Source organism: Streptomyces sp. NPDC055013 (assembly GCF_053608645.1).
Genome location: NZ_JBSGVW010000009.1, coordinates 1 through 12,476 on the forward strand (window position 1 = coordinate 1; position 12,476 = coordinate 12,476).

General features: G+C 70.7%; 11 protein-coding genes. 7 read left to right on the forward strand and 4 right to left on the reverse strand.

All coding sequences use genetic code 11. The features are described 5' to 3' along the window. Positions 1–175: 175 nt before the first annotated feature. Both ACWGDB_RS13745 and ACWGDB_RS13750 read right to left on the reverse strand, forming a co-directional pair. Positions 176–964, reverse strand: coding sequence for a hypothetical protein (locus tag ACWGDB_RS13745; RefSeq protein WP_427839275.1), 789 nt, complete (start codon positions 962–964; stop codon positions 176–178). Between the two features lie 153 nt (positions 965–1,117). Then, positions 1,118–2,794, reverse strand: a complete 1,677-nt coding sequence (locus ACWGDB_RS13750) for a PucR family transcriptional regulator (protein WP_453822612.1) — start codon at positions 2,792–2,794, stop codon at positions 1,118–1,120. Between the two features lie 374 nt (positions 2,795–3,168). Between ACWGDB_RS13750 and ACWGDB_RS13755 the strand changes: the two genes are divergently transcribed. The 5 genes from ACWGDB_RS13755 to ACWGDB_RS13775 all read left to right on the forward strand — a co-directional run bounded on the left by ACWGDB_RS13755 (position 3,169) and on the right by ACWGDB_RS13775 (position 10,004). Further along, positions 3,169–4,062 carry an FAD binding domain-containing protein gene (locus ACWGDB_RS13755; protein WP_453822613.1) on the forward strand — a complete coding sequence of 298 codons (894 nt, stop codon included), beginning with the start codon at positions 3,169–3,171 and terminating at the stop codon, positions 4,060–4,062. Continuing rightward, positions 4,062–4,646, forward strand: coding sequence for a (2Fe-2S)-binding protein (locus ACWGDB_RS13760; RefSeq protein ID WP_453822614.1), 585 nt, complete (start codon positions 4,062–4,064; stop codon positions 4,644–4,646). Before ACWGDB_RS13755 ends, ACWGDB_RS13760 begins: the two co-directional genes overlap by 1 nt. A gap of 4 nt (positions 4,647–4,650) precedes the next feature. After that, positions 4,651–7,035: a xanthine dehydrogenase family protein molybdopterin-binding subunit gene (locus ACWGDB_RS13765; protein ID WP_453822615.1), complete on the forward strand. Its 2,385-nt coding sequence runs from the start codon at positions 4,651–4,653 to the stop codon at positions 7,033–7,035. A 300-nt stretch (positions 7,036–7,335) separates the two neighbouring features. Further along, a complete protein-coding gene (locus ACWGDB_RS13770; RefSeq protein ID WP_453822616.1) occupies positions 7,336–8,793 on the forward strand; it encodes an NCS2 family permease in 1,458 nt (485 codons plus the stop codon). A gap of 59 nt (positions 8,794–8,852) precedes the next feature. After that, positions 8,853–10,004: an XdhC family protein gene (locus tag ACWGDB_RS13775; RefSeq protein ID WP_453822617.1), complete on the forward strand. Its 1,152-nt coding sequence runs from the start codon at positions 8,853–8,855 to the stop codon at positions 10,002–10,004. Between the two features lie 44 nt (positions 10,005–10,048). Here ACWGDB_RS13775 and ACWGDB_RS13780 read toward each other — a convergent pair whose 3' ends face one another. Both ACWGDB_RS13780 and ACWGDB_RS13785 read right to left on the reverse strand, forming a co-directional pair. Beyond that, on the reverse strand, positions 10,049–10,216 hold the full coding sequence (locus ACWGDB_RS13780; protein WP_453822618.1) for a hypothetical protein: 168 nt from the start codon (positions 10,214–10,216) through the stop codon (positions 10,049–10,051). Positions 10,217–10,243: 27 nt separating this feature from the next. Continuing rightward, the gene (locus tag ACWGDB_RS13785) at positions 10,244–10,600 is read right to left on the reverse strand and encodes a PRC-barrel domain-containing protein (protein ID WP_453822619.1); all 357 of its coding nucleotides are present in this window, start codon (positions 10,598–10,600) and stop codon (positions 10,244–10,246) included. 178 nt (positions 10,601–10,778) lie between these two features. Between ACWGDB_RS13785 and ACWGDB_RS13790 the strand changes: the two genes are divergently transcribed. Then, positions 10,779–10,955 (forward strand): hypothetical protein, encoded by a 177-nt coding sequence (locus tag ACWGDB_RS13790; protein WP_328421727.1) that lies wholly within the window; start codon positions 10,779–10,781, stop codon positions 10,953–10,955. Between the two features lie 99 nt (positions 10,956–11,054). Beyond that, on the forward strand, positions 11,055–12,314 hold the full coding sequence (locus ACWGDB_RS13795; protein ID WP_453822620.1) for a sialidase family protein: 1,260 nt from the start codon (positions 11,055–11,057) through the stop codon (positions 12,312–12,314). Positions 12,315–12,476: the final 162 nt, after the last annotated feature.

A 12,476-nucleotide genomic window follows, 5' to 3' on the forward strand; every position in this document is an offset into this window, starting at 1 on the left:
GGGCTGCACACCTGCCGACGACACTTATAGTCTCAATCACAGGCCTTTCAGCCCGTCCGGCGTTTGAGGACGAGGCCGTTCAGGCCGACAGCGGGGGTCTGGGGGCGGCAGCCCCCAGGGGCCGGGGTCGAAGGGGCGCAGTCCCTGGAGGCGGGACAGGTAAAGACTTCGAGGGTCACGCCGTGGCGGCGTCCGCTGCCGGGGGAGTCGGGGACAGGTGGGCGGCCAGCCACGTGGGCACTCCGCCCAGAAGACGGAAGAGGCGTCGCGCCTCCTCCCGCAGCCGCGTCGCTTCCGGTTCGGTCTCCGTGTCGGCCAGGGACGCCAGCGCGGGTGCGGTACCCACCAGGTAGCCCAGCTCCTCGCGGATGCGGAGAGATTCGGCGAACCCGTGCCGCGCCTCCGCCAACTCCCCCTCGCGCAGTGCGAGTCCGGCCAGGTGGCGCCAGGTGAAGGACAGGAGGAGCGGGTCGGCATGGGCCGTCGCACCCGCATGTGCCCGGCGGTACGCGGCCCGGGCCGCCTGCGGCGAACGTGCGAGGTTCTCCGCCAGCAGACCGCGGCGGAAGTCCAGCAACGCCCTCCCCGCCACCCCCGGAGGGATCAGCGCCGCCGCCCGCCCCAGCGCGGCCCGCGCCTCGTCGGCCCGGTCGCGCACTGAGTGCAGCGTCGCCGCGTAGGCAAGTTGCCCGCGTTCACAAGCGGCGGCGCCCCGCTCGTCGTCACTGTGAGCGAGCGCCTCGGCCGTACGGAGTGCGTCCTCGGCCTCCTCCCAGCCCTGCTCGGTGTAGAGACAGCGCTCCACCAGCAACGCCGCGCGCTGGAGCGCGGCCTGCGCGGTGACCGGCTGTAGCAGCGCCGCCGCGTCCGCCCAGCAGGCGCGTGAGCGCAGCCGCCATACCGCGGTCTGGAGTGGATCGTCACCGGCGGTCGTTCCGTTACCAGACATGGCGGTATACGCCACCTCGCCCTCCCCGAGCACACCATTGAGCTGTTGAGTGGTGGCGGCATCTCAGCACGAATCCGCGCGCCCGGCCAAGAGGGTGGGTGAAGGATTTCACAAAGTCGTGGGACAGTGGCGGCACTTGGTGCCATCCGGCGGGGGGCCGGTGTGAGCTCAACTCATCCGCAATGCCAGGAAGAAATCCAGCTTGTCCTCCAGGCGGGAGAGGTCCCGACTCGTCAACTGCTCGATCCTGCCCACGCGGTAGCGCAGTGTGTTGACGTGCAGGTGAAGACGGGTCGCACAGCGGGTCCAGGAGCCGTCGCAGTCGAGGAAGGCCTCGAGGGTGGGAATCAGCTCCGCGCGGTGGCGGCGGTCGTAGTCGCGCAGCGGGTCGAGGAGGCGGGCCGTGAAGGCTCGGCGTACGTCGTCCGGGACGAACGGGAGCAGCAGGACGTGGGACGCCAGCTCCTGGTGGCCCGCCGCGCAGACCCTCCCGGGGCGCGCCGCCGCCACCCGGCGGGCGTGGCGGGCCTCCTCCAGGGCGCCGCGCAGGCCCTCCGCCGAGTGCACCGCCGCGCTGACGCCGAGGGTGACCCGGCCGTCGTCGTCCAGGCCGGCGGAGAGCGGGTCGCGGACCGAGTCCAGGAGCGCGTCCGCGTGGATGCCCGCCTCCGAGCCGTCGTGCTCCGCGGAGACCGCCGGGAGGGGGACCAGGGCGATGGCCTCGTCGCCCGTGTGGGCCACCGCGATGCGGTCGGAGGGCTCGGGGCCGGTCGCGAGCGGGTCGACCAGGATCTCCTCCAGCAGGGACTGGGCGGTCGGGCCGGCCTCGATGTCGCTGCCCTCCCATTCGACTCGGGCCACCACGACCTGCCAGTGCGGGGCGGCCCCCAGGCCCGGCAGCAGCACCGGTGCCGCGACCCGCAGGCGCGCGGCGATCTCGGCGGGCGCCGCACCCGTCTGGACCAGTTCGAGGACTTCCTGCGCGAGGCGGCGGCGGACCGTGCGTGCCGCGTCCCTGCGGTCCCGTTCCACCGCGATCAGCTGGGTGACGCCCTGGAGCAGGTCGAGCCGCTCCTCGGGCCAGTCGCTCGCGTCCGCCTCCACGGCCAGCAGCCAGTCCGACAGGACCGTCTCGCGCACGTCCCGTGCCGCCTGCGCCGCGGAGCGGCCGCTGCTGCGGATCGGGAAGAGGGAGTACAGGGTGGTGCCGAGGGTCATCCGGTGCGGGCCGCGGCGGCCCGTGCGGGCGGCCGAGAGATGCTCCGCCGCCAGCTTCGCGCACACGTCGGCGGGCAGCGCCGGGCCACCGACCTTCGAGCCCGCGATGAGCCGCCCCGCCGGCGACAGCACCCAGGCCTGCAGGTCCAGGTCCGAGCCGAGGAGGTCGAGGACCACGTCCGGGCCGCCGCCCGCGGGGCCCGAGGTCATCATCCGGCGGTGCCGGTCGACCACGGCCGCGAGATCCCCGGCCCGCTCGCCGCTGACCTGCCGTACGACATGCTCGGTGATCGTCGCGAACGCCACCGACTCGTGCACCGCGAAGAGTGGCAGACGGTGACGGGCGCAGGCCAGCACCAGGTCGTCGGGGATGTCGCCGAGCTCGGCCTCACCGGCCCCCAGCGCCGCCACCCCGGCCTGGGCCAGGATGCGGACGAAAGGTTCGGAGTCCGCGGCGTTGCGACGCCACGCCAATCCCGTGAGCACCAGCTCCCCGCCGGAGAGATAGCGGCTGGGGTCCCTGAGGTCGGTGGTCATCACACCGCGCACGGTGCGGTCCAGCTCGTCCTCGCCGCCGAGCAGCTTGAGGCCCAGCGCGTCGGTGTCCAGCAGTGCGCGCAGCCGCATTCTCGTCGCCGCCGTTCTTTGTCTCGAAATCTACGATGGATCTTGATGGTCTGTGGGTGGGGCCCGGTCGACGGGCCGATGAGCGGCGCCGGGGGCGGTGCTCGTCGTCTTTCGGACGGTGTCCCAGGTCACAAGCCTGTGCCCGGTGTTTCCAGAGAAAAACGCGGAGGTTACTGGTGACCCCCGTTCATACGAATCTACAAGATGCCCGCCCTGGCCAGCCAACTCCTTCATGGTTTCCGTGACTGACCGCGATGGAGCACGGCGCTGTGTACTGACGTCAATCCGCGTTAACAGCACATGAACGAGCCGGGCCCGCCGCACCTGATCTGGCTCAAACCGTACGACCCACGAGACGAAGAAGAGAGCCGGTCATGGACTTCCTTCGCCCCGCCAGCTGGGAGGAGGCGCTCGCCGCGAAGGCCGAGCACCCCACCGCTGTGCCGATTGCGGGTGGCACCGATGTGATGGTCGAGATCAACTTCGACCACCGCCGGCCCGAGTACCTCCTCGACCTGAACCGCATCGGCGACCTCACCGAGTGGGAGGTCGGCGAGGACAGCGTGCGGCTCGGCGCCTCCGTCCCGTACACCAAGATCATGGAGGAACTGCGCGCCGAGCTGCCCGGCCTCGCGCTGGCCTCGCACACGGTCGCCTCCCCGCAGATCCGCAACCGCGGCGGCGTCGGCGGCAACCTCGGTACCGCCTCCCCGGCCGGTGACGCCCACCCCGCCCTCCTCGCGGCAGGCGCCGAGGTCGAGGTCGAGTCGGCCGAGCGTGGCACGCGCCTCATCCCGATCGACGCGTTCTACACGGGCGTCAAGCGCAACGCCATGGCCGCCGACGAGCTGATCCGGGCCGTGCACATCAAGAAGGCCGACGGGCCCCAGCAGTACTCCAAGGTCGGCACGCGCAACGCCATGGTCATCGCCGTGTGTGCCTTCGGGCTCGCGCTGCACCCCGAGACGCGGACCGTGCGTACCGGGATCGGCTCGGCCGCCCCGACACCCGTGCGGGCCAAGGCCGCCGAGGAATTCCTGAACGCGGCGCTCGAAGAGGGCGGCTTCTGGGACAACGGCAAGATCATCACCCCGTCGGTCGCCAAGCAGTTCGCGGAGCTGTGCTCCGGCGCCTGCAACCCGATCGACGACGTCCGGGGCACCGCGAGCTACCGCCGCCACGCGGTCGGAGTCATGGCCCGTCGCACGCTGACCTGGACCTGGGAGTCGTACCGCGGCACCGCCGCCCGCACGGAGGGAGTCGCCTGATGCGCGTCAACTTCACTGTCAATGGACGTCCGCAGGAAGCCGACGACGTGTGGGAGGGCGAGTCCCTGCTGTACGTGCTGCGGGAGCGGCTCGGTCTGCCCGGTTCCAAGAACGCCTGTGAGCAGGGCGAGTGCGGATCCTGCACGGTTCGCCTCGACGGCGTGCCGGTGTGTTCGTGTCTGGTCGCCGCCGGTCAGGTCGAGGGCCGTGAGGTCGTGACCGTCGAGGGGCTCGCCGACTTCGCCAAGCAGCGTGCCGAGCACGGTGGCTGCGCCACCGGTGCCTGCGGTACCTCGCTCCAGGACGCCAAGCAGTGGGCCGCCAAGGGGCAGGACTCGCAGACCGGTGAGGGCACCGAGCTCTCCCCGATCCAGCAGGCGTTCATCGACGCCGGCGCCGTCCAGTGCGGCTTCTGCACGCCGGGTCTGCTCGTCGCCGCCGACGAGATGCTGGAGAACAACCCGAACCCCAGCGACGCGGACATCCGTGAGGCGCTGTCGGGCAACCTGTGCCGGTGCACGGGCTACGAGAAGATCATGGACGCGGTCCGCCTCGCGGCCGCCCGGCAGGGAGAGGCGGTCTGAGCAGATGCCCACCAACGGCGCTCCCACCAAGATCACCCAGGGTTCGCAGACCAAGGGCGGCATCGGTGAGTCGACGCTGCGCCCGGACGGCACCCTCAAGGTCACCGGCGAGTTCGCGTACTCGTCCGACATGTGGCACGAGGACATGCTCTGGGGGCAGATCCTCCGCTCGACCGTCGCGCACGCCGAGATCGTGTCCATCGACACCAGCGAGGCGCTGGCCATGGCGGGCGTCTACGCCGTCATGACCTACGACGACCTGCCGACCGAGGTGAAGAACTACGGCCTGGAGATCCAGGACACCCCGGTCCTCGCGCACGGCAAGGTACGCCACCACGGTGAGCCGGTCGCGATCGTCGCCGCCGACCACCCGGAGACGGCCCGCCGCGCCGCCGCCAAGATCAAGGTCGACTACCGCGAGCTGCCCGTCATCACCGACGAGGCCTCCGCGACCGCCCCGGACGCGATCCTCATCCACGAGGGCCGCGACGACCACCACATCGGTCATGTCCCGCACCCGAACATCGTGCACCGCCAGCCGATCTTCCGCGGTGACGCGGCCCGGGCCGCCGAGCAGGCCGACGTCGTCGTCAAGGGCGAGTACACCTTCGGCATGCAGGACCAGGCCTTCCTCGGCCCGGAGTCCGGCCTCGCCGTGCCGGACGAGGACGGCGGCGTCCACCTCTACATCGCCACCCAGTGGCTGCACAGCGACCTGAAGCAGATCGCCCCGGTCCTCGGTCTGCCCGAGCGCAAGGTACGGATGACGCTGTCCGGCGTCGGCGGCGCCTTCGGTGGCCGTGAGGACCTGTCGATGCAGATCCACGCGTGCCTGCTGGCGATGCGCACCGGCAAGCCGGTCAAGATCGTCTACAACCGCTTCGAGTCCTTCTTCGGGCACGTCCACCGCCACCCCGCCAAGCTCTACTACGAGCACGGCGCCACGAAGGACGGCAAGCTCACCCACGTCAAGTGCCGGATCGTGCTGGACGGCGGCGCGTACGCCTCCGCCTCGCCGGCGGTCGTCGGCAACGCCTCGTCGCTGGCGATCGGCCCGTACGTGGTCGAGGACGTCGACATCGAGGCCATCGCCCTCTACACCAACAACCCGCCCTGCGGCGCCATGCGCGGCTTCGGTGCGGTCCAGGCGTGCTTCGCCTACGAGGCGCAGATGGACAAGGTGGCCAAGCAGCTGGGCATGGACCCGATCAAGTTCCGGCAGCTCAACGCCATGGAGCAGGGGACCATCATGCCGACCGGGCAGCCGGTCGACTCCCCGGCGCCGGTCGCCGAACTCCTGCGCCGCGTCAAGGCGATGCCCATGCCGCCGGAGCGCCAGTGGGAGTCCAGCGAGGGCGCGGACGTACGGCAGCTGCCGGGCGGTCTGTCCAACACCACGCACGGTGAAGGCGTCGTACGCGGTGTCGGCTACGCGGTCGGCATCAAGAACGTCGGCTTCTCCGAGGGCTTCGACGACTACTCCACCGCCAAGGTGCGCATGGAGGTGGTCGGCGGCGAGCCGGTGGCCACCGTGCACACCGCGATGGCGGAGGTCGGCCAGGGCGGTGTCACCGTCCACGCGCAGATCGCCCGCACCGAGCTGGGCGTCACCCAGGTGACGATCCACCCGGCGGACACGCAGGTGGGTTCGGCTGGTTCGACCTCGGCCTCCCGGCAGACGTACGTCACCGGCGGCGCCGTCAAGAACTCCTGCGAGCTCGTTCGCGAGAAGGTCCTGGAGATCGGGCGCCGCAAGTTCGGCTCCTACCACCCCGCCTGGGCCACCGCCGAGCTGCTCCTCGAGGGCGGCAAGGTCGTCACCGACGGCGGCGAGGTCCTCGGCGACCTGGCGGACGTCCTGGAGGGCGAGGTCGTCGAGGTCGAGGCCGAGTGGCGGCACCGTCCGACCGAGGCCTTCGACCTGCGCACCGGCCAGGGCAACGGCCACGTCCAGTACTCCTTCGCGGCGCACCGCGCCGTCGTCGAGGTGGACACCGAGCTCGGCCTGGTCAAGGTCATCGAGCTGGCCTGCGCCCAGGACGTCGGCAAGGCGCTCAACCCGCTGTCCGTCATCGGCCAGATCCAGGGCGGTACGACCCAGGGTCTCGGCGTGGCGGTCATGGAGGAGATCATCGTCGACCCCAAGACCGCGAAGGTCAGGAACCCCTCCTTCACGGACTACCTCATCCCCACGATCCTCGACACGCCGACCATCCCCGTCGATGTGCTCGAACTCGCCGACGACCACGCCCCGTACGGGCTGCGGGGCATCGGCGAGGCCCCCACCCTGTCGTCGACCCCGGCCGTCCTCGCGGCGATCCGGAACGCGACGGGGCTGGAGCTGAACCGCACGCCGGTACGGCCGGAACACCTCACCGGTACGGCGTAGGGATCAGCGAGGAATCCGCAAGGAATCCAGCAAGGCTCTCCGGGCGGCGCCGGGAACGTCACACTTCGCCGCGCCGCCCGGAGGAACCAAGTACCGCACCGCTCGCGGAACTTGACACACCGGCAGTACCAGCAGCACAGCACGTACCAGCACCACAGTTGCATCCTGTTCGTTCGTCTCGGGCCGTCCCCCGGGTCGTGCGGCCGAAGCACCTTCCCAAATCCCGCGCCACACGCGTGGTCGGTCGACCGTCAGGGCGGTCGACGCGGGTGCCCCTTTGAACCTTGGGAGTAGGCCCACATGACCCAGCAGTCACTGGAGCCGGCGACCACAGCCGACGACGCGGGAGAAGGCACCCGCGTCCCGGCCGGACGGTCCTGGCTCGACCGGTACTTCCACATATCCCACCGGGGATCCACGGTCGCGCAAGAGGTGCGCGGCGGCGTCACGACCTTCATGGCGATGGCGTACATCCTCCTGCTCAACCCGCTCATCCTGTCCGGCAAGGACGCGGCGGGGGACACGCTCGCCCAGAAGGCGCTGATCACCGCGACCGCGTTCGCGGCGGCCTTCACCACGCTTCTGATGGGCTTCTTCGGCAAGGTGCCGCTCGCCCTCGCCGCCGGCCTGTCCGTCTCCGGCGTGCTCGCCTCGCAGGTCGCCCCGCAGATGACCTGGCCGCAGGCCATGGGCATGTGTGTGATGTACGGCGTGGTCATCATGCTGCTGGTCGTCACCGGCCTGCGTGAGATGATCATGAACGCGATTCCGCTCGCGCTGAAGCACGCGATCACCATGGGCATCGGCCTGTTCGTCGCCCTGATCGGCTTCTACAAGGCCGGCTTCGTGCACCAGGGCGAGGCGACCCCGGTCACCCTCGGCCCCGCCGGCGAACTGGCCGGCTGGCCCGTGCTGCTCTTCGCGGTCACGCTGCTCGCCATCTTCATGCTCCAGGCGCGCGGCATCCCCGGCGCCATCCTGATCGGCATCGTCGGCGGCACCGTGCTCGCCGTCATCCTCAACGCCTTCGACGTCATCGACCCCAAGCAGTGGGCCAGCGGCGCTCCCGAACTGCACGGCACCGCGGTGTCCATGCCGGACTTCTCGATCTTCGGCAACGTCGAGTTCGGCGGCTGGGGCGAGGTCGGCGCGATGACCGTCGGCATGATCGTGTTCACGCTCGTGCTCGCCGGGTTCTTCGACGCGATGGCGACGATCATCGGCGTCGGCACCGAGGCCAAGCTCGCAGACGACAAGGGCCGGATGCCGGGTCTGTCCAAGGCGCTGTTCATCGACGGCGCCGGCGGCGCGATCGGCGGCGTCTCGGGGGCGTCGGGCCAGACCGTGTTCGTCGAGTCCGCGACCGGCGTGGGCGAGGGAGCCCGCACGGGTCTCTCCTCGGTCGTCACCGGCCTGTTCTTCGCGGCCTGTCTGTTCTTCACCCCGCTCACCGCGATCGTGCCGGGCGAGGTGGCGGCGGCGGCCCTGGTGGTCATCGGCGCCATGATGATGATGAACGCACGGCACGTGGACTGGTCCGACCGGGCCACCGCCATCCCGGTGTTCCTCACCGTCGTGATCATGCCGTTCACCTACTCGATCACGGCCGGTGTCGCGGCCGGCGTCGTCTCGTACGTCGCCATCAAGATCGCTCAGGGCAAGGCGCGGGAGATCGGGGCGTTCATGTGGGCCCTGACAGGCATCTTCATCGTCTTTTTCGCCCTCAATCCCATTGAGAGCTGGATGGGCGTGCACTAGCCGGTGCGCCGGTCAGTGTGAACCGCCCTCCGCACAACCGCTGTCAAGGAGACCGAGAGATGTTGGACATCGCCGAGGAGTTGCACCGGTGGGTCGAGCAGGGACGCGACTTCGCCGTGGCCACCGTGGTGGCGGTCGGCGGCAGCGCACCCCGCCAGCCCGGCGCCGCGCTCGCGGTGGACGCCGACGGCACGGCGATCGGCTCGGTCTCCGGCGGCTGTGTGGAGGGCGCGGTCTACGAGCTGTGCCAACAGGCGCTCGAGGACGGCGAGACCGTCCAGGAGCGCTTCGGCTACAGCGACGAGGACGCCTTCGCGGTCGGCCTGACCTGCGGAGGCATCATCGACATCCTGGTCACGCCGGTACGCGCCGGGGACCCGGCCCGCCCCGTGCTCGCGTCCGCGCTGCGGGCGGCCGCGAGCGGGGAGGCGGCGGCGGTCGCACGGATCGTGTCGGGGCCGGACGACCTCAAGGGCCGCGCGCTTCTCGTCGGCCCCGACGGCTCGTACGAGGGCGGCTTCGGCGCCCACCCCGAACTGGACCGTACGGTCGCGGCGGAGGCGGGTGCGTTCCTCGACTCCGGTCGCACCGGCACCCTGGAGATCGGCGAACAGGGCTCGCGCTGCGGCGCCCCGCTCACGGTGCTGGTCGAGTCCTCCGTCCCGGCGCCGCGGATGATCGTCTTCGGTGCGATCGACTTCGCGTCGGCGCTGGTGCGGATCGGTAAATTCCTGAACTACCGCGTGACCGTGTGCGACGCCCGCCCGGTCTTCGCGACGAAGGCCCGCTTCCCGGAGGCCGACGAGATCGTCACCGAGTGGCCGCACAAGTACCTGGAACGGACGTCCGTCGACGCCCGGACGGTCCTGTGCGTCCTCACCCACGACGCCAAGTTCGACGTGCCCCTGCTCCAGCTCGCCCTGCGCCTGCCGGTGGCGTACGTCGGCGCGATGGGCTCCCGCCGCACCCACCTGGACCGCAACGAGCGGCTCAGGAAGGTCGGCGTGACCGAACTGGAGCTGGCGCGGCTCAGGTCCCCCATCGGACTGGACCTCGGCGCCCGTACGCCGGAGGAGACGGCCCTGTCGATCGCCTCGGAGATCGTCGCCAACCGGCGGGGCGGCAGCGGCGTTTCCCTCACCGGCGCCCACACCCCGATCCACCACGACACGACGTCGACGCCGGCGGGGCGGATCGGGTCGGTGGCGTGAGGGCCACCGCGTCGGTCGGCCACGGCCATCTCTGATCGCGAGACCTATCGCACCGGGCGCCTGCCGCCTCGCCGGATCTTCATTCCGACGTAGAGGACGTCGACGATCGCCACGAGCACCCCGATGACCAGCAGGTAGAGCAGACCTTCGGCGAGCACGCCGATGAAGCCGAGCACCACCGCCACAAGCAGCAGGAACAAGAACAGAGCCACGGCCGCCTCCCGGATCGTCGTTGGTCGTCAGCGGCGCGCCAGCCGGCGCTCGCCGTCCGCACCGGGCTTGTACGCCAGGTCGTAGTGCGCGAAGACCGTCCCTTCGTCCCCGGCCGGCAGGACGCCGTCCATGTCGATGGACGGCGCACCTTTGACCTGGCGCTTTGCGTAGGCGACCTTCAGGTACCCAGGGCCGACCGTCGCACCGGCGAGGGGAACGAACACCAGGCGGTGCCGAGTCGGCATGCCGACCGTGACGGTGGCGAAAGACGGCGCGTCGGTAGCGGTGTCCACATAGATCGACTCCAGTCTGCCGATCCTGCGTGCGCTGTCGTCGACCACATCGTGGCCGCGCCACTCCCGGATGTCACCGGCCTCGAACATCGCGATCCTCCGCTCCTCGTCCCTCCCGGCCGCGTACCCCCTTTCGCCCGCTCTGCACGACGCGCGCGATCTGTCCGGCAGGGCAGCGGCCAAGGCCGCAGTGCGTGATGCGGTCGGCCGGGGGCATACGCGAGAGACGGCACCATCGGTCGATTCCCCTTAGCCAAGGAGGCACATCGTGCTGGGCATCATCGCGGCGGTCCTGTTCTTCATCGCCTTTCTCATCAATGCGGCAGACATATCCACCAACGACGTCTTCACGTCGACCAACGTCATGCTGCTCGGGCTCACATGTCTCGCCCTGCATGTCGCGGGGATCGGCAGCGGCTGGGCGGCGCGGGGGCGCCGCCGCTGAGCACAACTCCCGCTGAGCGGAACCTCTCCGGCCCATTTACATCGATGTACACGCGGCTCTAACCTGGCGCGGAATTTCACCTTCGAGGAAGGAAGAACGGTGCTGCTTCCGCGCATTCCGCATGCCTTCGGACGCCGTCGTGACCCCTCCGCACGCCGGCCGGCCCGAGCGCTCCTGGTCGCCCTGACCGGAGCGCTCGGCCTGGCACTGGCCATACCCACCGGCGCCACCGCTTCCCCGCCGCCCGCCTCGAGTGCCGCGACGGACACCGCCCCCTTGGCGACAGGCACTCCGCTGAGAGACGGAACCGGCCTGTACCCGCGTGCCATCCGGCTGGCGCACAGCGGATCGGCCAACGGCCGCGTCCTCGCCAGTGCCGTGACCTTCGACGGCAACAACGGCATCGGCGCCATCCACGAGAGCACGGACTCCGGGGCGACCTTCCACCAGGTCGGCGCAGTCACCGACCCGGAGTCCGCGGCGGGCCAAGGTCTGTGCTGTTCCACCCTGTTCGAGCTGCCCCGGCGGGTCGGCGCGATGCCGGCCGGCACGCTGCTCTGGGCCGCCTCCGCGGGCCAGGACGAGTCGAACCGTCGTATGGCCTTGCGGATCTGGCGCAGCAACGACATCGGGCGCACCTGGTCCTACCTGTCGTCCTGCGCCGTCGCCGAGGGCACGGGCGGCCTGTGGGAACCCGAGTTCTCCGTGGCGGCCGACGGCGCACTGGTCTGCCACTACGCGGACGAGACCGACGCGGCGCACAGCCAGAAGCTCGTCGCCGTACGCAGCTACGACGGGGTGACCTGGCAGGGCCGCCAGAACACCGTGGCGAGCAGCTGGTCACCCGACCGGCCGGGTATGCCGGTGGTGCGGAAGCTGCCCAACGGCACGTACTTCATGAGCTACGAGATCTGCAACCCGGGCGGTCAGTACCAGTGCGTCGTGCACTACCGGACGTCCGCCGACGGCTGGAACTGGGGAGACCCGGCCCACCTCGGCTTCCGTCCCGAGACAGCCGACGGCAGGTACTTCCGCGCCGCGCCGACCATCGCCTGGGCGCCGACGCCGGGCGGCGGTTCCAACGGGCGCATCCTGCTGATCGGCCAGCGCCTGCTCAACCGGGACGGCACCCCCGCCGCAGGCAGCGGGCGCACGATCCTCACCAACACGCAGAACGGCAGCGGACCGTGGTCCACGATGTCGTCTCCGGTGACCGTGCCGAATCCCGAAGTGAACTACTGCCAGAACTACAGTTCCCCGCTGCTGCCTTCGCCCGACGGCAGCAGGGTGCTGCAGATCGCGACCGACTTCGAGGGCACGGTCTGCCGCGCGTACTTCGCGAGCGGCAGCATCACCTGAGGGTGCGTGCACCGCAGGTACCGAAGCGGGGGGGGGCCCCGCCCCCGGCGGGGGGCGCCCCCCCCCACGGGAGCGGCCCCCGGGGGGGCCCCGGGGGGGGTTCCGGCCCACCGCTCCCCGCCGGACTGCTCGACGCGGTCACGGACCCGCCCCATCAGCACA

Bases quoted from the DNA above. Each gene is read 5' to 3' on its own strand.
- ACWGDB_RS13750 (WP_453822612.1), bottom strand. From the start codon at position 2,794: ATGCGGCTGCGCGCACTGCTGGACACCGACGCGCTGGGCCTCAAGCTG.
- ACWGDB_RS13755 (WP_453822613.1), top strand. From the start codon at position 3,169: ATGGACTTCCTTCGCCCCGCCAGCTGGGAGGAGGCGCTCGCCGCGAAG.
- ACWGDB_RS13760 (WP_453822614.1), top strand. From the start codon at position 4,062: ATGCGCGTCAACTTCACTGTCAATGGACGTCCGCAGGAAGCCGACGAC.
- ACWGDB_RS13765 (WP_453822615.1), top strand. From the start codon at position 4,651: ATGCCCACCAACGGCGCTCCCACCAAGATCACCCAGGGTTCGCAGACC.
- ACWGDB_RS13770 (WP_453822616.1), top strand. From the start codon at position 7,336: ATGACCCAGCAGTCACTGGAGCCGGCGACCACAGCCGACGACGCGGGA.
- ACWGDB_RS13775 (WP_453822617.1), top strand. From the start codon at position 8,853: ATGTTGGACATCGCCGAGGAGTTGCACCGGTGGGTCGAGCAGGGACGC.
- ACWGDB_RS13785 (WP_453822619.1), bottom strand. From the start codon at position 10,600: ATGTTCGAGGCCGGTGACATCCGGGAGTGGCGCGGCCACGATGTGGTC.